The organism is Glutamicibacter sp. 0426 (assembly GCF_001906485.1).
Taxonomy (GTDB): Bacteria; Actinomycetota; Actinomycetes; order Actinomycetales; family Micrococcaceae; genus Glutamicibacter; species Glutamicibacter nicotianae.
The window spans coordinates 1-18,098 of record NZ_MPBI01000010.1; the positions used below are offsets into that span (position 1 = coordinate 1).

Sequence of the window (18,098 nt, forward strand, 5' to 3'; positions counted from 1 at the left end):
GTGCCGCCGCCGAACGCCGCGCCCAGCAAGCCGCGCAGCGCCCGCAACTGCGCACCACGGCCTCCCGAGGTGCCGCAGCCGCCCGCGCCGCCCTGGCCGCCGCACGCCGAACCGGAGCATGTTCCTAACCTCCTGCCCACATGGGCACGACAAAAACTCAACCGCAAGCGGCTTTTCTCGCACACATGATGGACAGCAGGAACCAAACGACCGACCGCACACAGCCCAAAAGTTGCGGTACCTGAGTTACCTCACCTGATGCGATCTTGGCATGTGCACGGATCTCTGACCAGGCACCACTCACCAGAAAACAGCGAAGTCCAAACTGTCCGACGATACACCTAGACTTGCCATATGCCCGAAGGAGAAGAAAAGACCCCCTACGCAGCAGGCGAAGCAGCGCTAAGAATGCGCGAGCAACGCCCCCTCTTTTTCGCAGCGCCGCTGATCCCCGTCCTGCTGATCCTGGGCGTGACCGTCTCAGGATCGCTCACAGTACTTTTCGGAATCGCACTAGCAGCAGTGACCATGGCTGTAGCCTGCTTGATGCGTATTATCTGGCAGACAGCGCACTTCCAGGGCTACAAAAACACGACCGAAAACCGAGCACTCACAATCCTGGGATACAGTGCAGTTCCCATCGTGCTTATTGCGCTCATACTCAATATCTTCATCTAATCAGCACACCAAAAAGGGCCGGCTACATTAGCCGGCCCTTTTTCGCGCATCTACGCGACGTCTCGCACAGTCCAGGAACCATCCCGAGGATGCTCCACCAGATCCCATGTCAGCAGATCCGAACGGGGATTAGAACCTAACCGCACCTGCACCCGCCACACCGCAAAATCAATAGGATCAGCAGCCCCCTTCTTGATTTTGAACGAGTGGTCTTCCCACCAGTTCACCCGCTCAAAATGACGGCTCGGCTCGACCACGACCTGCCAGACACGGCCGCCGCGCCGAATCTTCCACGGCACACCAGCAGCCGTAAAACGCACGTCCACTAGTTCCTCAGACATAACGAGCTAACCGTACTCCCCTGCCCCGACGAATAAGCAAAAACCGTGCGAATAAAAAGTTTGATACTTTGCTATTCAAATAGCTTGCGAGTTTGCTAGCAAACTATTAGAGTTGTAATCAATATAGGAAAATATCTTGCAAGCAAACTTGCAAGAAAGTTTTCAAGTTTGTAAGTTTGTGTGCACGAGGATTTGTGTACAAGGATTAGGAGGCAGGAATGGCTACCACTATTGCGCTTGTGCAGACCAAGGGCGGCGTGGGCAAGACAACTAGCTCGATTTACCTTGCCTGTGCGCTGATCGATTTGGGGTATACGGTCGAGCTGTGGGATACGGATATGCAGGGTTCTGCAACAGAATGGGCCGAAGACGCTCATGATGCAGGTACACCACTGCCGTTCCCCGTAGAAATCGTGAACATCGCCAAGCTGAAGAGGCTCTCAGGGAAGAGCGCCAAGGATTTCGTCATCATTGACACTCCCCCAGGCGATCCGGCGACTATCGACGCGGCGATCAAGGCTGCCGATGTAGTCATCATGCCAACCGAGCCGGCCGTTATGGATCTAAAGCGACTCGTTGCCACGAACGCGAACCTGCCGACCGATACTGCACGCATCGCCCTTTTCACTAAGGTCAATGAGCAAACGGTCGCGCTCCGAGACAGCTTGGAATACCTGGAAGATAGCGACCTGGCCCTATTCAATACACGAATCAAGCACCGCCAAGCATTCAAGACCATTCCAGGCGAAATTCCGGCCGACCTGATGGGCTATGAAGAAGTCGCCAAAGAACTAATGGAGGCACTGTCATGAGCAGCCTTAAAGACAAGATGAAGCCAGTCGCGAAAACCGCAACTCAAAAGGCGGGTTCAGTGAGCGAGAGTTTCAGGACTCCTGAAACACCTGAGCAGGACATGAAGCCGCTCAACGTGAGGATTCCAAAAGAGCTTCATACTCAAATCAAGCTCTACGCCGCTGCTAACGACATCAAGCAGCAGGTTCTCGTGGCGCAAGCCATCCAGGAATTCCTAGAGAAGCACTCCTAGGGGTGGCTTGTGAAAAAGTGAAATATCCGACGCTAAGGTTTTGCCGTGCGCCGTAGAGGCCTGTATTTGCCGGGCTTGATCTTGTTGGTGCGTGGCCAGGTGTAGTCGCCGGTGAGGTTGATGTGTTCCCATCCCAGGGGTGAGAGGAACCGCAGCAGGTCAGGGTCGGTGGCGTTGCCCTCTTGATTCAAGGTGGTGATGGTGCGGTCGAGGTAGACGGTGTTCCAGAGAACGATGGCCGCGGTGAGAAGATTCAGCCCCGAGGCCCGGTAGCGCTGCTGCTCGAAGGATCGGTCGCGGATCTCTCCCAGGCGGTTGAAGAAAACGGCCCGCGCCAGGGTGTTCCTGGCCTCGCCCTTGTTCAACCCGGCCGTGACCTTGCGGCGTAGGTCTGGATCTTGGAACCAGTCCAGCAGGAAGAGCGTTCGTTCCAGTTTGCCCAGTTCCCGCAGTGCGGTGGCGAGCCCATTTTGTCGGGGGTAGGCGCCGAGTTTGCGCATCATCAAGGAGGCGGTCACGGTGCCGGTTTTGATGGATGTGGCCAGGCGGAGGATTTCATCCCAGTGCGCGGTGATGGTTTTGGTGTTGATGGTGCCGCCGATCAGCGGGGTCAACGTCGACAACACAGGATCATTGGTGGGTGTGTAGAGGCGGGTGTCGCCGATGTTGCGGATCCGGGGTGCGAACCGGTATCCAAGTAAGTGCATGAGGGCAAAAAGATGGTCGGTGAACCCTGCGGTGTCGGTGTAATGCTCCTGGATCGCCAGATCGGACTCGTGATGCAGCAACCCGTCCAAGACGTAGGTCGCGTCGCGGTCCCCGACATTGATGAGTTTGCTGTGGAAGGGCGAATATTTGTCGGAGACATGCGTGTAGATCATACGTCCGGGCTCTGCCCCGTATTTCGGGTTCACGTGCCCGGTGGATTCGGCATGGCTGCCGGCGCGGAAGCGTTGCCCGTCCGAGGAAGAGGTGGTGCCATCGCCCCAGTGCGTACCGAATGGGTGTGCGTGCTGGGCATTGACCAGCTCGGCCAGGGCGGCGCTGTAGGTTTCATCCCGGATGTGGGAAGCCTGCTGGCGGTCCAATTGGGCGTATGTGACGCCGGTGCATGACTCGGACATCTTGGTCAATCCCAGGTTGATTCCGTCGGCCAGGATTGCGGTGAGCAGGTGCTGCTTGTCCTTGGAAGGCTGGCCGGATTTGAGGTTGGTGAAGTGGCGTGTGAAGCCCGTCCAGCCATCGACTTCCATCAACAGGTCGGTGATTCGTATCCGCGGGAACATGGCGCTGGCCTGATCGATCAAGAGCTGCGCGCGTTGTGGCACGATTGTCTCGAGCGGGGTGATCTTCACGCCGTTGGCGGTGATCAGCACCCCGGGCAGTTCATCGCGAGAGGCCAGGGCGTTGACTTGGTGCAGACGTTCGCTGAGCAGGGCAAGACGGTCCTTGAGATATTCTTCGCCGCCGTTGGTTGTGACCAGGGGCAGTTCCCCGGCGTACTTCATGGCCGTGTAGTCTGAGCCGGCCAGCAGGTAGTCATTGAAGTCGCGGAATTGTCGGGAGCCGGTGACCCACATGTCTCCGGACCGCAGCGCGTTCTTGAGTTCCGCGAGAGCGCAAAACTCGTAGAATCCACGGTCGGTGCCGTTCTCGGCGAAAACCAGAGTCTTCCACCGAGACCGGATGAACGACGTGGGTGCATCGTCGGGGACCTTTCGGGCACCGGAGGTGTTCATGGTGCGGATGACCTTGATGGCGGCCAACAGGTCCTGTGCGGCGGGGGCTGCTTGGAGGTCAAGGACGGCCAGAAATGCCGGGGTATAGCGGCGGATCGTGGTGAAGTGGGCACTGACGAGGGAGAGGTGATCTTCGAGTGCGGGCCGGGTCAGTTCCTTGGCTTGGGTGATGCTTGCAGCCAGGGTTTCCCAGCCGATGGCTGTGTCGATCGCTGCGAAGGGGTCCTCGCCGTTATCCTTGGCTGTGATCAGGGCATCGCCGAGCTTGGAGTGCAGGCGCATCATGGCTGCGACGGTGGCACGGGAGGCCAGTGTGTTCTGGTTTTGTTTGTTCCGGGCGGTGCGAATGATCCGGCCAATAATTCGGTCATGCAGATCGATGATTTCATCGGTGACCGTCGCCATGCTTTCCACGGACATCGCGAACAGGGTCGCGTACCTGCGTCCAGGTTCGAACTTGGCCAGGTCTGCCGCGGTCATCGATGCGCCCTCGCGAGCCAACTTCAGCAACCTGTTCCTATGCACCAGTTTGCCGGCGTCCCAGGGCAGACAAAGCGCACGCCAGGCCGTGAGCCGATCGATATGCTCATTCATCGCCCGTGCGTTGGGTCGCAGTGGTGCCTGCCGCAGCCAGCCGATTTGGGTTAAGGAACTATCGGCGCGGCGAAGTAACAAACCATCCAGACGACCTTGGTGCTCGACGGAGAGTTGGTCGCCTAAGATGGCGTAGATTCGCCGGTTCGCCCGGGTCAGCGCCTGCGCACAGGCCCTTTCAATGATCCCGATTCCGGGCGACGCGATCTTCTTTGAGCGCAGGAAGTCCCGCGCTCCCTCGACCAAGACAATGCCCTTGTCTGTTTGCGCGGCAACCTCGCCCACGTGTTCCACGAGCTGGCGAAAATCCGCGATGCCGAACGCGGACAGGCCCAGATACGCGCGAATCTCCCGTCCGTGTTCCTGGCGCGTTTCCCCACGTGTCCCATATTCATCCCAGGCCTCGGCCGGGATGGCCAGGCGGGCCGAGACCCAGTCGATCATTTCAGTGGGTACTTCGGTGTCGTCGGTCAGTGCGATACTCGGGTGCCGAAGCAGACAGAGCTGGATGGCAAAGCCCAACCGGTTGGCATCTGCGCGGCGTTGGCGAATCAACGACATGTCCGCTTCGCTGAGTGTGTAGTGGGCAGCCAGATCCTCGGTGCCGGTGGGGATTTCAAGGACTTGGCCGCGTTCGGCAGTCGTGAGCAGGGAACGCAAGGCCATGTCAGAATTCCTTGTTAGTTGGAAGGTCGCAATCTACGGACTCGTCCTGGTGCTGTTGCGGAGCACCATGCCCGCGAGTCATGGTTTGGCCAGGTGCCTGTAGATGGTGGGACGGCTGACGCCGAATTCCTGGGCGATGTGCTCGACGGTATGGGCACGTTTCCCCTCGGCATCCTTTTCCTCATACATTTCCCTTGCCAGCTTGACCTGGCGGGGACCGAGCTTTGGTTTCTGCCCACCGGTCCGCCCACGTGCCCGCGCGGCGGCCAGCCCGTCGCGGGTTCGTTCGGACATCAGCGCGTGTTCGAACTCGGCGATCGAGCCGATAATCTGGAAAAACATCCGTCCGGCGGGTGAGGAGGTGTCGATGCCCTGATCCAGGACCACCAGGTCGACGCCGCGCTCCTGCAGCGTCTTGGACAGGTCTATGAGGTTTTCCAGCGACCGCCCGAGCCGGTCCAGCTTGGTGACAACGAGCTGGTCGCCAGACCGGTTGGCCGAGAGTAGCGCCTTTTCGAGTTCGGGTCTGCGGGCGAGTTTCCCCGAGGCGGTGTCGAGGAACACCTGCTCGCAGCCGGCCGCGCGCAGGGCATCGTGTTGGGCCTCGGGGTGCTGATCGCGTGTTGAGACACGCCCGTATCCGATTCGCATACCAATAATGTATCACCAACCCGGTTGAGCGTTACATTGCCGCGTACACGGCAAGCGTTACAAAATCTGCCGCGGGAATCCGCGGGCCAAGAATCCTGAAGAAGAGTGTCTCCCGAACGATCGTTTACGGACGCTGGATTCTTGAGCGTCGGATTATTCACCGGCAATGCAAGTGTCCCCTGATGGCGGCAATGGCTGTCTCTATCGTGTCGGCCTCGCCTCGCTGATGGTTTGCTTGACGGGAATACCCCAGGGGGGTACAGTGTTCTGTATACCAGTACCCCCTAGGGGTATATCTCGCTTAGAATGAGGAGCATTCAATGACCACGAACGAGTACCAGGTAACCGGAATGACCTGCGGGCACTGCGAACTGTCGATCCGCGAAGAGGTCGGCGAGATTGCCGGGGTCCAGGACATCGCGGTGAGTGCCGCAACGGGCAAGCTCACCGTGACCGGCACGGTCGACGACGCCCAGGTCCTGGCCGCGGTGGAGGAAGCCGGTTATTCGGCGGTGCGGGCGGCATGAACGCAGGCACACGACTTGGCCTCTACGGGCTCGGGGTAGTGGTGGCTTTCGGTGGCGCCTTCGGCATCGCCGGGGCCACCGTGCCCGACAGCGCGGCAGCTGCCTGGACCGAGGGCAGCGAGCTGAATGAACACGTTCCCGAGAACATGGAATCAACGTCGGCGGCGATGAATACCGTGAACGGCCTCGCGCTGGGTGCGGACGGATTCGTGCTCTCTCCGATTGGCGCACCTGCGGTTCCCGGACAGCCAGGGAAAATGAGCTTCCAGATCCAGGATGCCGCCGGAACCGCGGTGACCCGGTACACCACCGCCCACGAAAAGGACCTGCACCTGATCGTGGCCCGCTCCGACGGCAGCGAATTCCGCCACGTGCACCCCACCCTGGACCAGACCACCGGCACATGGTCGACGCCCTGGGAATGGACCCATGCCGGGAACTACCGTGTGTTCGCCGACTTCACTCCCGCGGGGGCCGAGGCGCTGACGCTCACGCGCACGGTTGAGGTGGCCGGGGACGTGGCTCCCGTGGCACAGGAACCGTCCCGCGTTGACCAGGTGGATGGATTCAGCGTCTCGGTTGACGGTGAATTGGTGGCGGGAACCCCCAGCGGACTCACCATCTCGGTGGCCCGCGACGGGGAACCAGTCACGACCGTTGAACCGTATCTGGGTGCCTTCGGCCACCTCGTGGCGCTACGCGAGGGCGACCTTGCCTATGTGCACGCGCACGCCGAGGGCCAGGAACCCCGGGCCGGGGACACTGCCGGCCCGAACATCGGATTCACCGCGCAGGCCCCCACCGCGGGCCGCTACCTGTTGTACCTGGACTTCCAAGTCGACGGCCAGGTGCACACTGCACAGTTCGTGCTCGACGCGGCCCACGGCGACATCACGGATTCCCCGAGCGAATCGCATACGGAAGGGCACTGACCCCCGAGGTCCCGCCCTTCCCCGAACAGCTAGAGAAGGAACATAGACATGAGCACACCAGCGCCCGTAGACCGGGCCAGCGGCGTCGAACTGGAGATCGGGGGGATGACCTGCGCCTCCTGCGCGATGCGAATCGAAAAGAAACTCAATAAGCTCGATGGTGTCGTCGCGACCGTGAACTACGCCACCGAGAAGGCAAGGATCACCGTCCCGGACGGCTACGACGCTGCACTGCTGATTGCCGAGGTCGAGAAGACCGGGTACACCGCCGCGGTACCCGTGCCCAAGGGCACGAAGCAGAACCGCGCGTTGGATGGGGCCGCCGATGAGTCGGACCCGGAGCTGAGATCCCTGCGGAACCGGCTGATCGCCTCCATCGTGCTCACGGTGCCGGTGATCGCCATGGCGATGGTGCCGGCGTGGCAGTTCACCTACTGGCAGTGGGCCTCTTTGGTTCTGGCCGCCCCGGTGATCGTGTGGGGCGCCTGGCCGTTCCACAAGGCGGCCTGGACCAACCTCAAGCACGGTGCCGCGACGATGGATACCCTGATTTCCATGGGCACCTCCGCCGCGCTCCTGTGGTCTCTCTACGCACTGTTCCTCGGCACCGCCGGGGTCCCGGGGATGACGCACCCGTTCGAATTTTCGCTGGCCCCCTCCGACGGGGCGGCGAACATCTACCTCGAGGTCGGTGCCGGGGTGACGATGTTCATCCTCGCCGGCCGGTACTTCGAGAAGCGCTCCAAGAAGCAGGCAGGCGCAGCCTTGCGTGCCCTGCTCGAGCTCGGCGCGAAGGAAGTCTCGGTGTTGCGAAATGGCGTCGAGACCAAGATCCCGGTCGAGGACCTGTCGGTCGGGGATGAATTCATTGTCCGCCCGGGCGAGAAGATCGCCACCGACGGTGTCGTGGTCTCGGGCACCTCCGCGGTGGACGCCTCCATGCTCACCGGCGAATCGGTTCCGGTCGAGGTCACCGAGGGCGACAGCGTCACCGGTGCCACCACCAATGCCGGCGGCCGGCTGGTGGTCCGGGCCACCAGAATCGGTTCCGATACCCAGTTGGCGCAGATGGCCAAGCTGGTCGAGGACGCGCAGACCGGCAAGGCCGAGGTGCAGCGCCTGGCCGACAAGATCTCCGGGGTGTTCGTCCCGATCGCGATCCTGATCGCGTTCATCGCCCTGGGCGGCTGGCTGGGTGCCGGATTCCCCGTCGCCGCGGCCTTCACCGCCGCGGTTGCGGTCCTGGTGATCGCCTGCCCGTGCGCGCTGGGCCTGGCCACGCCGACGGCACTGCTGGTGGGCACTGGACGCGGCGCGCAGATGGGCGTGCTCATCAAGGGCCCGGAGGTTCTTGAATCCACCCGCAAGGTCGACACCGTCGTGCTGGACAAGACCGGCACCGTCACCACCGGCAAGATGACCCTCGTCGATGTCATCCTCGAGCCGGGCACCGACCGCGCAGAATTGCTGCGCCTGGCCGGGGCCCTGGAAGACTCCTCGGAGCACCCGATTGCTCAGGCCATCGCCAAGGGCGCCACCCAGGAAATCGGCGAGTTGCCAACCCCCGAGGACTTCGCGAACGTCGTGGGCAAGGGCGTACAGGGCATTATCGAAGGCCACTCGGTCTTGGTGGGCCGCGAATCGCTACTGGCCGAATGGTCCCAATTCCTCAGCAGCGACCTGGCCTCCACCAAGGCCCAAGCCGAGGGCGAAGGCAAGACGGTTGTCGCGGTGGGCTGGGACGGAGCGGCCCGCGGCATCCTGGTCGTGGCCGACACGGTCAAGGAGACCAGTGCCGAGGCCATTGCCCAGTTCAAGGCAATCGGGTTGACCCCGATCCTGCTCACCGGCGACAACGAGGCCGTGGCCCGGCATATCGCCGCAGAGGTCGGGATCGATGAGGTCATCGCCGAAGTCCTGCCCAAGGACAAGGTCGATGTCGTGGCCCGGCTGCAACGCGAAGGCAAGATCGTGGCCATGATCGGCGACGGCGTCAACGACGCCCCCGCCTTGGCCCAGGCCGATCTCGGCATGGCCATGGGTACGGGCGCCGACGTGGCGATCGAAGCCTCCGACATCACCCTGGTGCGCGGGGACCTACGCAGCGCGGTGGACGCGATCCGCCTCTCACGCAAGACCCTGGGCACCATCAAGACCAACCTGTTCTGGGCCTTCGCCTACAACGCCGCGGCGATTCCGGTCGCTGCGCTGGGAATGCTCAACCCCATGCTCGCCGGAGCAGCGATGGCATTCTCCAGCGTCTTCGTCGTGGGCAACAGCCTGCGCCTGCGCGGATTCAAGAGCCTCACCAAGTAGCGCTACGGCCAACCCGAACCACCCACACAAAAAAGAAGGGAATCACCCACGATGACCAACGAACCACAGGCGGTCTCCAGCTGTTGCAGCGCCAAGACCCCCGCGGCTGAGGCTCAGGAGCAGACCCCGAGCGATGGCAAGAATCCTGATATGACCACCTGTATGGTCATGCCCGGTACTCCGGTCAGCAAGAGGGCCGCCGAGGCCAGCGGCCTGTATCGCGACTTCGAGGGCAACCGCTACTGGTTCTGCTGCCCAGGGTGTGGTCCGGCGTTTGACGCCGACCCGACCAAGTACGCCGTCAATATGGCATAACCACATATCCGGCCCGCGGCGCACCAGCGCCGCGGGCCTTTTGGTCCGAACGGTTAATTAGTGGGCCCAGCGACTCCATGAAGCACACGCCCAAAAAGCACGAATGCACTGTGACAGGCCGCCGCGGTCTTGTCGTCGCTAGCCACGATCCGTGTTGCCTTCAACGCCCAGCTCCTGCATAGGCTGGACCTGCGGCCCGCAGCCGGCACCAATGCCGCGCTGAAGCGCCGACCCGACAATCCTCCCTGCAAGAATCACCGGACAACAGAAACAAAGGAAAATCTCATGGAAACGACCATCCCCGTCGAGGCCAGCGCCGAATCATGCCACACCACGCACGGCTATATCGGTGACAAGAGCAAATATCTGGCTCGGCTCAAACGCATCGAAGGCCAGGCCCGAGGCATTCACCGCATGGTCGATGAGGAAAAGTACTGCATCGACATCCTCACCCAGATCTCGGCCATCACCAAGGCGCTGGAAGGCGTCGCCCTCGGACTCCTCGATGACCACCTCAGGCACTGCGTCCTCGATGCGGCCAAGCTCGGCGGGAATGAAGCGGAGGCCAAGATCCAGGAAGCCTCCGACGCCATTGCCCGGTTCGTCCGCTCCTGACAGCGGGCCACCCACTGCGCTTTCGTCCACGGGCGGTCCCGTGGATGAACGCGGCACCAAGAATTCTTCCGGGCACCGCCCGTCGAGCCGAGGGCCACGCTGGTGGTGCGCCGATGCCTGAAAGGAGGTGGCCACGCAGGCCTTCTTTTTGGGCACTCCGGGACGTGAGTCGCGAATCACCACCCAAAATATACCCCCATGGGGTATAATGGTTTTATTGGCATCCAGCAAGGGGCCGGCGGGGAAGCCCACACGGGCCCATCCGGCAAGCGAATGAAGAACCCACAGCACCACGACGGAGGAATCATGAACCACGAAGCCAGCCACCACAGCACACACGACGCCCATGCCGGTCATGGCAGTGCGGTAGCCGGCGGCCTCGCGGTCTCCGAACACGGCTACACCCTCGAATTGAACTCGGTCATATTCACCGGCGGCGCCCAGCCCGTGAGCTTCCGGATCATCGGCCCCGACGGACACGCGGTCAACGCGTTCACCCCCTCCCACGCGAAGGAACTGCACTTCATCGCCGTGCGACGGGACACCACAGGTTTCCAGCATGTGCACCCGGTGATGGATGCAGCGGGAACCTGGAGCGTCGAACTTGAACTAACTCCCGGGGACTGGCGTTTCTTCGCGGATTTCCAGCCAACCGGGCACACCTCACCCATGACGTTGGGGATCGATGCCTCGGTGGCCGGCCACTACGAGCCACAGTCACTTCCCGACACCGGCCGCAGCGCAGAACTTGGGCCCTACACGGTGAATCTCGACGGTGAACTGCTCCCGGGCCAGGCAAGTGATCTGACGCTGACCATCAGCAGGAACGGTGAACCGGTCACCGACCTGGAACCCTACCTGGCCGCCTACGGACACCTGGTGGCGCTGCGCGTCGGCGACCTGGGATACCTCCACATCCACCCGGAGGGCGAGCCGGCAGACGGAAACACCGCCGCAGGACCGGAGATCGTTTTCATGGCCGCAGCACCATCCCCTGGCTTCTACCGCCTCTTCCTGGATTTCCAGCATGAAGGTGTGGTCCGCACCGCAGAATTCACAGTGCACGCCGGCGCAACTGCCCAGCAGGCCAGCCAGCCTGACCACGACGCTGCGGGGCACACAGGACACAGTCACCATGGCCACCAGCACCACTAGGCAGCCCCGCAGCACTCAGCAACGTACGGCACCGAACCGGAAGGAAAACACCATGACCCCCTCGAAAACCTCCCGCAAAGCCGCCAGCACCCGCAAAAGCAGCACACCACGGCTGACCCGGCTCACCCCCGAAAGCGCGAACGGCGCCTCACGAGAGATGCTCTCCGAGCTGGTCTCTCGCCATGGCCAGGTCGGTGACATGGTCTCCACCATGGCACACTCCCCTGCAGTGCTGGGAGGCTACTTGCAGCTCAGCCGGGCCATGAAGCGGGCCAAGCTCGACCGCGGGATCAGCGAACGGCTCTCGATCGCGATCCAGGTCCATCAGGGCTGTGAATTGTGTCTGGAGTCCCACATCAACGCGGCCCGCGCACTGGGCATCGACGAAGCGGAAATCGAACGCTCCCGCGCCGGCACCTCTGATGATCCGGCGGTCGCTGCGATTATCGCCCTGGCCCTGCAGATCTACCGTGAACCGACAAGCATCACCGACGAGCAAGTATCCGCATTGCGGGAACACTGCTACAGCGATCGCGAGATCGCCGACATCGTTGGCATCGTCACCCTCAACATCCTCACCGGCGCCTTCAACCTATTGGCCGGACTCACCCCACAAACCAACCACGCTTCGTAGGGACGCACGAACCTCAGATTCCAGGGATAGCCCCAGGGTCGAGGCGGTGCCCCGCACTGCGGAGCAAGAAAAGGAAGCCATGAGACTGCTTGCAAACCGCGATTACCGCCATTTGCTCAGCGCCCAGGTCGTCGCCCTCTTCGGCACCGGACTGACAACCATCGCCCTTGGACTCTTCGCCTACGAACTCGCGGGTCCGCGCGCCAGCGTGGTGCTGGGCACCGCATTGACCATCAAGATGGTCATGTACGTGTTCATCGCCCCGCTCGCCGCAGCCTACGTCGACAAGCTACCGCGCCGGATGTTCCTGATCCTGCTGGACGTGGTGCGCGCCGGTGTGGTTCTTGCCCTGCCGTTCATCACCGAAGTCTGGCACGTCTACGTCCTGATCGGGCTGCTTCAGGCCGCCTCTGCGGCGTTCACACCCACCTTCCAGGCAGTGATCCCCGACATCGTGACCGACAAGGAAGACTACACCCGGGCATTATCCGCCTCCCAGGTCGCCTACACCATGGAAAGCCTGCTCAGCCCGGTGTTGGCAGCCATCGCCCTGTCCTTCATGACGTTCAACTGGCTGTTCGTGGGCACCTCGATAGGCTTTGTCATCTCCGCGGCCTTCGTGATGTCCACCCGCATCCCCAACGCCCAACCCAGCGCCCACGCCAATGCCTGGGATCGGGCCTCGGCGGGGATCAAGCGGTTCGCCAGGACGCCACGGTTGCGCGGGGTCATGGCGCTGAACATGGTGGTCGCGGCCGCCGGATCGATAGTGATCGTCAACACCGTCAACTACGTCAGGGACAACCTGGGCGGATCGCAGGCCGATGTCGCCTGGATGCTCGCCGCCTCCGGCGGCGGAACCCTGCTCGTGGCCCTGGTGCTCCCACGGATCCTGAAGCGAACCAACGACCGCACCGTCATGATGGCCGGGGCTTCGGTCTTGGTGCTCGGCACGTTGGCCGCTGTCACGATGACCGCAACGGGACTGCTCACGATGACCGCAACGGCCATCGTCTGGGTCGTGATCGGCAGCGGCATGGCGCTGGTTGTCACCCCGACGGGACGAGTGTTGCGCGGCTCGGTCGAACCGAACGGGATCCCCGAGGTCTTTGCCGCCCAGTTCTCGCTCTCGCACCTCGCCTGGCTGATCACCTACCCCATCGCCGGATGGCTCGGCACCATGGCAGGATTCACCCTCACCTGGTCCATCCTCGCCGCCCTGGCCGCGGCAGGCACCATAGCGGCACTGTCCCTGTGGCCGCGCCACGCCGAAGTCGAAGACGTACCAGTGGTTGCAGAACCAGAGCGCTCCGCTTCCCAGCAGGAGGCAGACATGAGGATCGGAGCTGATGCAAACGCCACCATCGTAAACGCCCCAGCGGCAAACACCTCGGTTGCCGGCGGCCCCGCAGCACTTGAGAACTCCGCACAACGATCCGCGGCAGGCCGTGAGGCCGGCGTCGCGGAGGGCACCTTGTCCGCGTGCCAGTGCGCCATGATGCGAACAAACTAAACGAATCAACGGCTGACTAGCCGACAGGAGGGGGCGTCTCCAACCACGGTTGACCTGGACACGGCCACCTCAGGGGCGCCCACGGCCCCGACCTCCAATCCGTAGGTGTGAGGGGCCGCGCTTCTGGCATACGACTTCGCTCCAACGAAATGAACTGCCAACGGTCGACCGCAACAGTATGCCGAACGGTCTTAGCGTCGGATATTTCACTTTTTCACAAGCCACCCCTCCTAAGCTGCTCATGAGACAATAGACTAACTTCCTTTCCTTGGAAGTAAACCGAACCCGACCGCCTTCCTATGCGGTCGGGTTCACTTTTTGCGCCCATAATCCAGTGTCGGGTTTTCCTTGCCCCGATGCCCGATTGTTGCACGTCTGAAAGCCCAGTCAAGGGCGCTGCGCGTCGCTACGCGATGGGCTAAAGCCCACCCCTGACAGAACTTTCAGGCGTGCAGTTTGGCATGTATCGGAACAAGGGGAACCCATGCAATCATGCGCAAATGTTGCGTTGACCTGCAAGGCGAGTTTTCTACCATGCTTGAAAGCTAGCAAAAATCTTTCAAGAAAAACAGCAAACTAGCTTGCTAGCAAGCTAGCTAACTGCTAGAATTGAAGTATCAACAGGGGATAGGAACTCCGCCGGAAAGCCCGGCAGAGCCCCGGTTGATAACCAAGGAAAGGCAGTCACAATGACTAGCACCGTATTCACCGGCCCGAACCTGCCATGCGATGACCGCACGGGAGACGGCTATGACTACATCGACACGGCCGAGAAGGCCGGTTGGACAGTCATCTCGCAGTGGGGAGGCGAAGGCTACGACTTCGGAGCCTGGCCCTACATCATCGGCTTCGCCCGTCAGGCCACGGACGCCAAGGGAAATCGCCATTTTGGCTATGGCCTTTACGTCGAAGGCGACACTACCACCAAGTATTTCGACAACGTGGAAGCGTGCAAGGAAGCCATAGACCGCGACGCGCATTTCTTCTGGAAAACCGGACAGAGCGACGGCCCTAAATGGGTTCCCGAAGAATTTGAGAAGCTACCCGCAAACTATCGCGGACTTCCCAATGACTAGCCAGCAGCCCCGCCGAAAGGCGGGGCACCCTACCCCTGAAAGTAGATCCCCAATGGTCATAGTCGCCCCATATGCCGTACTCAATTGCTCAGCGACTCAGATCCTCGGCTTCTACGGCACGGAAGAAGAAGCAACTGCAGCAGCAACAGAATTTAGCCAATGTAGTTTCGCCTATAAGCTCAGCCCCCAAGAAATCACCGCACTTGAAGCCCAGGACTAGCGCCCAGGAGAAAAGCCATGAAGAACCCCGTCACCGTCTATAGCAAGCCTTCTTGCGTCCAGTGCAACGCCACCTACAGGGCTCTAGACAAAAAAGGTGTCGAGTACCAGACAATCGACATCAGCCAGAACGTCGAAGCACTCGAATATGTCCGCTCATTGGGCTACATGCAAGCCCCGGTAGTGGTCACAGGCCAGGATCACTGGTCAGGATTCCGGCCGGATAAGATCGAGTGCCTCTAATCGGTTTTCCTTGCCCCGATGCCCGATTGTTGCACGTCTGAAAGCCCAGTCAAGGGCGTTGCGTGTCGCTACGCGATGGGCTAAAGCCCACCCCTGACAGAACTTTCAGACGTGCAGTTTGGCATGTATCGGAACAAGGGGAACCCATGCAATCATGCGCAAATGTTGCGTTGACCGGCAAGGAAAGTTTTCTACCATGCTTGAAAGCTAGCAAAAATCTTTCAAGAAAAACAGCAAACTAGCTTGCTAGCATGCTAGCTAACTGCTAGAATTGAAATATCAACAGGGGATAGGAACTCCACCGGAAAGCCCGGCAGAGCCCCGGTTGATAACCAAGGAAAGGCAGTCACAATGACTAGCATCTCAAGCAACGCGGGCATCGCAGCCGCCGTTCGCGCCAGCCTCAAGTTCGACCCGCAAGAATCCGTGGCGCTCATGCTCTGCACCGAGGGTGCCGTGCTGGCCACCCTGCGTGTCGATCTTGTGGCCGATGGGCAGGTAGCCCGCTGGATCGAGGCAATTCGCGGAATCCTCGGCAAGGTATCCGCTGGCAACGCCATCGACGCAACTATCCTGGTTGCCTATGACGAGCGAGGACAGCTCAAGGGCGCCCAGTACGACGCGCTGGAAGACCTACTCATGGAGGTCGGCGCACCGATTCGGCGCGCGGTGCTCGTCGCCAACGGCCAGATCCAGGACTTCCACGGTGACGGAACCGACGCAGTGCCCTACGCAGAGGTTGAAGCCGAAGCCATCACCCTCGAGCACCGACTGATCGGCAAGAACCCACTGCGTGCCAAGGACATCGAGCACTGCGAAGAATCCAGCATCGAGGTGCAGGCCATCGCAGGAGCCCGAGTGGCAGAAATAATGAACATGGGAACCGACCTCGCGGAAATCGCACCCAAGATCGGCCATGAAATGGCTGTCCAGATTGCGATCTACCGCGAATCCGGGGAAGTCACCGAGGAAGTCGCCGGATGGCTTGCAGGAACGTTCCATGTGAAGGCCGGCCGAGACCTAGCAGTACTTGCACTAGCAGGAACCGCTACCGACATGGAGAGCATCGGGGAGTACCTTCTCGGTGATCGCGTGGTCGAAGATCGGCAGATCCTGGAAGATGGCCACGAAATGCTCTTCGAGTCACTGGCACACATCGGGGGTATTGCCCGGGCCAACGTCCTCTGCGCCGTAGCATGGGCACACTGGACACGCGGGAACAGCACCGAAGCGATGGCCACGCTTACCGAAGTCATCGAGCTGGAACCCAACCATGCGCTAGGAACCCTCTTCATGAGGGTCATAGCAAGCGGGAAGATGACGAAAACAGCGCTGACGAAGCCAGCAGAGTAAACAACTAACCGGGGCAGGTGGAGGAAGAATCCTCCACCTGCCCCGCACCTGCATATCAACACGGAGACAATAAGAACATGGACAGCTCAGAAAGTATTTGGGAATCGTGCATCCAGCGCCACGACAACCCTGGTCGGCTGAAGAAATCGGGCGCGGCGGCCTCCGCCGCCAGCTCCCCCGGCCGCCGCGCTCAAACCTCACCACCAGCGCAAAAGCCCTGGCAACACTTCACACACCAAGGCAACCACTACCGACTCGTGCGGATGTTTCCAGGAGACTACCCCGGCGAACCAATCCAACCCCACCAGGCAGCCACCGCCACGATCCACACGCACACCGGAACAATCGAAATCCAAGCACGCGCCACAGCACGCACCCCACACCTGGTTCACGTGATCTGGGAAGACGACAAAGGGGAAACCTACGGCACCTGGTTGCCCAGAGCATCGGTCAAGACCGATACCTTGAACTTAGATAACTAGCCCCAACCCGCGCCCCAATGCCCGACCACCTAGGAGACTAAACATGACACGCAACGCTTCGGATATTTACGATGACCTCAAAGCCCTGGCCAACGAACTGGAAGACCTCGCCGCTAGTGGACGAATCACCATGAGCACCGACTCATGGAACAAGGAGCACCGCGACACGAATCAGGCCGTCACTCAAGCCCTGGCCGCGCTACAGGTGGCAATCAACGCGACCTGCTGGATGGAAACCCTACCCGACACCGAACCCACCGGACGGGAACCAAAGCGCCGAACCAGCTAAACGAACAAACCGAAACAAACATTGTAAGTTGGAGCCATGACAGGCTGGCACGTATCAAGACACCCAGAATGGGACATGATGTACGCGGCCGGCCTGACCGTGCGAGAAATCGCTGACCGGTGCCACCAAATAGTAGCTACCGTCCACCTACACCTACAGGTACGAGAAAAATACTCACCAGGACTACGTGCAACCCACGAAGCCGCGCTAGCACGCCGCGACCCCGACCGCCCCACCACTTCGTGGCGCAGACGGCTCGTTGAAGCCCTGGCATTCCACGCCACCCACCAGCGGCTGCCCAGCAGCCAGGGCGATGTCCAAGAAAGATCGATGGCGCAGTGGGTAGCCACCCAACGTATCGCCTACCAACAGGGCAAGATGGCAGCGGCGAAGATCATCTTGCTGGACCAGCTGCCCAACTGGAACGTGAACCAGCACCAGCAACGCCTAGACGAGATCTGGAAAGCCAAACTAGCCGCTGTAGTAGATTTCGTGACAGTCACTGGCAATCTGCCTCGATACAGGAACTACGTCACCGAGCACGAACGCGCTCTAGGCGTGTGGCTGCATAATCAACACCAGAAGCGCACCAAAGGAACCCTAGCCGAATGGCGCAAGACCGCGCTAAATGATGCGATGCCAGCCTGGCGCAGCCGCGGCTGAACAAGCCGCGGCTGCGCCCGGGCAAAACACCATCTTACGAATATGGAAATAT

At 61.1% G+C, this 18,098-nt stretch carries 20 protein-coding genes; 17 read left to right on the top strand and 3 right to left on the bottom strand.

Going from position 1 to position 18,098, the window contains the following annotated elements; all coding sequences use genetic code 11:
- Nucleotides 1–354 precede the first annotated feature (354 nt).
- A complete protein-coding gene (locus BKX98_RS16155; protein ID WP_073708015.1) occupies nt 355–678 on the top strand; it encodes a hypothetical protein in 324 nt (107 codons plus the stop codon).
- 50 nt (nt 679–728) lie between these two features.
- On the opposite strand, the gene BKX98_RS16160 is transcribed toward BKX98_RS16155, so the two are convergent.
- Nucleotides 729–1,019 carry a hypothetical protein gene (locus BKX98_RS16160; protein WP_073708016.1) on the bottom strand — a complete coding sequence of 97 codons (291 nt, stop codon included), beginning with the start codon at nt 1,017–1,019 and terminating at the stop codon, nt 729–731.
- Between the two features lie 218 nt (nt 1,020–1,237).
- Here BKX98_RS16160 and BKX98_RS16165 point away from each other — a divergent pair, with 218 nt between their 5' ends.
- Together BKX98_RS16165 and BKX98_RS16170 are read left to right on the top strand one after the other, a co-directional pair.
- Nucleotides 1,238–1,831 carry a ParA family protein gene (locus BKX98_RS16165; protein ID WP_073708017.1) on the top strand — a complete coding sequence of 198 codons (594 nt, stop codon included), beginning with the start codon at nt 1,238–1,240 and terminating at the stop codon, nt 1,829–1,831.
- Complete coding sequence (locus tag BKX98_RS16170; RefSeq protein WP_073708018.1) at nt 1,828–2,064, top strand: hypothetical protein; 237 nt, start codon at nt 1,828–1,830, stop codon at nt 2,062–2,064. The genes BKX98_RS16165 and BKX98_RS16170 overlap by 4 nt, the downstream gene beginning before the upstream one ends.
- Nucleotides 2,065–2,096: 32 nt before the next feature.
- Here BKX98_RS16170 and BKX98_RS16175 read toward each other — a convergent pair whose 3' ends face one another.
- Both BKX98_RS16175 and BKX98_RS16180 read right to left on the bottom strand, forming a co-directional pair.
- Entirely contained in the window at nt 2,097–5,063 is a 2,967-nt protein-coding gene (locus BKX98_RS16175; RefSeq protein WP_073708019.1) for a Tn3 family transposase, read from the bottom strand.
- Nucleotides 5,064–5,141: 78 nt separating this feature from the next.
- Nucleotides 5,142–5,714: a recombinase family protein gene (locus BKX98_RS16180; protein ID WP_047117897.1), complete on the bottom strand. Its 573-nt coding sequence runs from the start codon at nt 5,712–5,714 to the stop codon at nt 5,142–5,144.
- Between the two features lie 320 nt (nt 5,715–6,034).
- Here BKX98_RS16180 and BKX98_RS16185 point away from each other — a divergent pair, with 320 nt between their 5' ends.
- The 14 genes from BKX98_RS16185 to BKX98_RS16250 all read left to right on the top strand — a co-directional run bounded on the left by BKX98_RS16185 (nt 6,035) and on the right by BKX98_RS16250 (nt 18,046).
- Nucleotides 6,035–6,241, top strand: coding sequence for a heavy-metal-associated domain-containing protein (locus BKX98_RS16185; RefSeq protein ID WP_047117896.1), 207 nt, complete (start codon nt 6,035–6,037; stop codon nt 6,239–6,241).
- Nucleotides 6,238–7,173, top strand: coding sequence for a hypothetical protein (locus BKX98_RS16190; RefSeq protein ID WP_047117895.1), 936 nt, complete (start codon nt 6,238–6,240; stop codon nt 7,171–7,173). The genes BKX98_RS16185 and BKX98_RS16190 overlap by 4 nt, the downstream gene beginning before the upstream one ends.
- 48 nt (nt 7,174–7,221) lie before the next feature.
- Nucleotides 7,222–9,489: a cation-translocating P-type ATPase gene (locus BKX98_RS16195; protein WP_073708020.1), complete on the top strand. Its 2,268-nt coding sequence runs from the start codon at nt 7,222–7,224 to the stop codon at nt 9,487–9,489.
- A gap of 51 nt (nt 9,490–9,540) precedes the next feature.
- Nucleotides 9,541–9,804, top strand: a complete 264-nt coding sequence (locus tag BKX98_RS16200; RefSeq protein ID WP_047117893.1) for a YHS domain-containing protein — start codon at nt 9,541–9,543, stop codon at nt 9,802–9,804.
- Nucleotides 9,805–10,089: 285 nt separating this feature from the next.
- The gene (locus BKX98_RS16205) at nt 10,090–10,419 is read left to right on the top strand and encodes a metal-sensitive transcriptional regulator (protein ID WP_047117892.1); all 330 of its coding nucleotides are present in this window, start codon (nt 10,090–10,092) and stop codon (nt 10,417–10,419) included.
- Between the two features lie 306 nt (nt 10,420–10,725).
- Complete coding sequence (locus tag BKX98_RS16210) at nt 10,726–11,574, top strand: hypothetical protein (RefSeq protein WP_047117907.1); 849 nt, start codon at nt 10,726–10,728, stop codon at nt 11,572–11,574.
- A gap of 52 nt (nt 11,575–11,626) precedes the next feature.
- A complete protein-coding gene (locus tag BKX98_RS16215; RefSeq protein WP_047117891.1) occupies nt 11,627–12,208 on the top strand; it encodes a carboxymuconolactone decarboxylase family protein in 582 nt (193 codons plus the stop codon).
- A gap of 79 nt (nt 12,209–12,287) precedes the next feature.
- Nucleotides 12,288–13,721, top strand: coding sequence for an MFS transporter (locus tag BKX98_RS16220; RefSeq protein WP_047117890.1), 1,434 nt, complete (start codon nt 12,288–12,290; stop codon nt 13,719–13,721).
- A 689-nt stretch (nt 13,722–14,410) separates the two neighbouring features.
- Nucleotides 14,411–14,797, top strand: coding sequence for a hypothetical protein (locus tag BKX98_RS16225; protein ID WP_073708021.1), 387 nt, complete (start codon nt 14,411–14,413; stop codon nt 14,795–14,797).
- A gap of 237 nt (nt 14,798–15,034) precedes the next feature.
- Complete coding sequence (nrdH, locus tag BKX98_RS16230) at nt 15,035–15,259, top strand: glutaredoxin-like protein NrdH (protein WP_073708022.1); 225 nt, start codon at nt 15,035–15,037, stop codon at nt 15,257–15,259.
- 351 nt (nt 15,260–15,610) lie between these two features.
- Entirely contained in the window at nt 15,611–16,612 is a 1,002-nt protein-coding gene (locus BKX98_RS16235) for a DUF4192 family protein (RefSeq protein ID WP_073708023.1), read from the top strand.
- Nucleotides 16,613–16,689: 77 nt separating this feature from the next.
- The gene (locus tag BKX98_RS16915; protein WP_143181166.1) at nt 16,690–17,094 is read left to right on the top strand and encodes a hypothetical protein; all 405 of its coding nucleotides are present in this window, start codon (nt 16,690–16,692) and stop codon (nt 17,092–17,094) included.
- Nucleotides 17,095–17,137: 43 nt separating this feature from the next.
- Nucleotides 17,138–17,383 (top strand): hypothetical protein, encoded by a 246-nt coding sequence (locus BKX98_RS16245; RefSeq protein ID WP_073708025.1) that lies wholly within the window; start codon nt 17,138–17,140, stop codon nt 17,381–17,383.
- 75 nt (nt 17,384–17,458) lie between these two features.
- Entirely contained in the window at nt 17,459–18,046 is a 588-nt protein-coding gene (locus BKX98_RS16250; RefSeq protein WP_073708026.1) for a helicase associated domain-containing protein, read from the top strand.
- The last annotated feature ends 52 nt before the right edge of the window (nt 18,047–18,098 follow it).

Coding starts and splice junctions, on each gene's coding strand:
- BKX98_RS16190 (WP_047117895.1), top strand. CDS start 6,238: ATGAACGCAGGCACACGACTTGGCCTCTACGGGCTCGGGGTAGTGGTG.
- BKX98_RS16175 (WP_073708019.1), bottom strand. CDS start 5,063: ATGGCCTTGCGTTCCCTGCTCACGACTGCCGAACGCGGCCAAGTCCTT.
- BKX98_RS16250 (WP_073708026.1), top strand. CDS start 17,459: ATGATGTACGCGGCCGGCCTGACCGTGCGAGAAATCGCTGACCGGTGC.
- BKX98_RS16155 (WP_073708015.1), top strand. CDS start 355: ATGCCCGAAGGAGAAGAAAAGACCCCCTACGCAGCAGGCGAAGCAGCG.
- nrdH (WP_073708022.1), top strand. CDS start 15,035: ATGAAGAACCCCGTCACCGTCTATAGCAAGCCTTCTTGCGTCCAGTGC.
- BKX98_RS16180 (WP_047117897.1), bottom strand. CDS start 5,714: ATGCGAATCGGATACGGGCGTGTCTCAACACGCGATCAGCACCCCGAG.
- BKX98_RS16235 (WP_073708023.1), top strand. CDS start 15,611: ATGACTAGCATCTCAAGCAACGCGGGCATCGCAGCCGCCGTTCGCGCC.
- BKX98_RS16225 (WP_073708021.1), top strand. CDS start 14,411: ATGACTAGCACCGTATTCACCGGCCCGAACCTGCCATGCGATGACCGC.
- BKX98_RS16205 (WP_047117892.1), top strand. CDS start 10,090: ATGGAAACGACCATCCCCGTCGAGGCCAGCGCCGAATCATGCCACACC.
- BKX98_RS16160 (WP_073708016.1), bottom strand. CDS start 1,019: ATGTCTGAGGAACTAGTGGACGTGCGTTTTACGGCTGCTGGTGTGCCG.
- BKX98_RS16165 (WP_073708017.1), top strand. CDS start 1,238: ATGGCTACCACTATTGCGCTTGTGCAGACCAAGGGCGGCGTGGGCAAG.
- BKX98_RS16185 (WP_047117896.1), top strand. CDS start 6,035: ATGACCACGAACGAGTACCAGGTAACCGGAATGACCTGCGGGCACTGC.
- BKX98_RS16195 (WP_073708020.1), top strand. CDS start 7,222: ATGAGCACACCAGCGCCCGTAGACCGGGCCAGCGGCGTCGAACTGGAG.
- BKX98_RS16210 (WP_047117907.1), top strand. CDS start 10,726: ATGAACCACGAAGCCAGCCACCACAGCACACACGACGCCCATGCCGGT.
- BKX98_RS16215 (WP_047117891.1), top strand. CDS start 11,627: ATGACCCCCTCGAAAACCTCCCGCAAAGCCGCCAGCACCCGCAAAAGC.
- BKX98_RS16170 (WP_073708018.1), top strand. CDS start 1,828: ATGAGCAGCCTTAAAGACAAGATGAAGCCAGTCGCGAAAACCGCAACT.
- BKX98_RS16245 (WP_073708025.1), top strand. CDS start 17,138: ATGACACGCAACGCTTCGGATATTTACGATGACCTCAAAGCCCTGGCC.
- BKX98_RS16220 (WP_047117890.1), top strand. CDS start 12,288: ATGAGACTGCTTGCAAACCGCGATTACCGCCATTTGCTCAGCGCCCAG.
- BKX98_RS16200 (WP_047117893.1), top strand. CDS start 9,541: ATGACCAACGAACCACAGGCGGTCTCCAGCTGTTGCAGCGCCAAGACC.
- BKX98_RS16915 (WP_143181166.1), top strand. CDS start 16,690: ATGGACAGCTCAGAAAGTATTTGGGAATCGTGCATCCAGCGCCACGAC.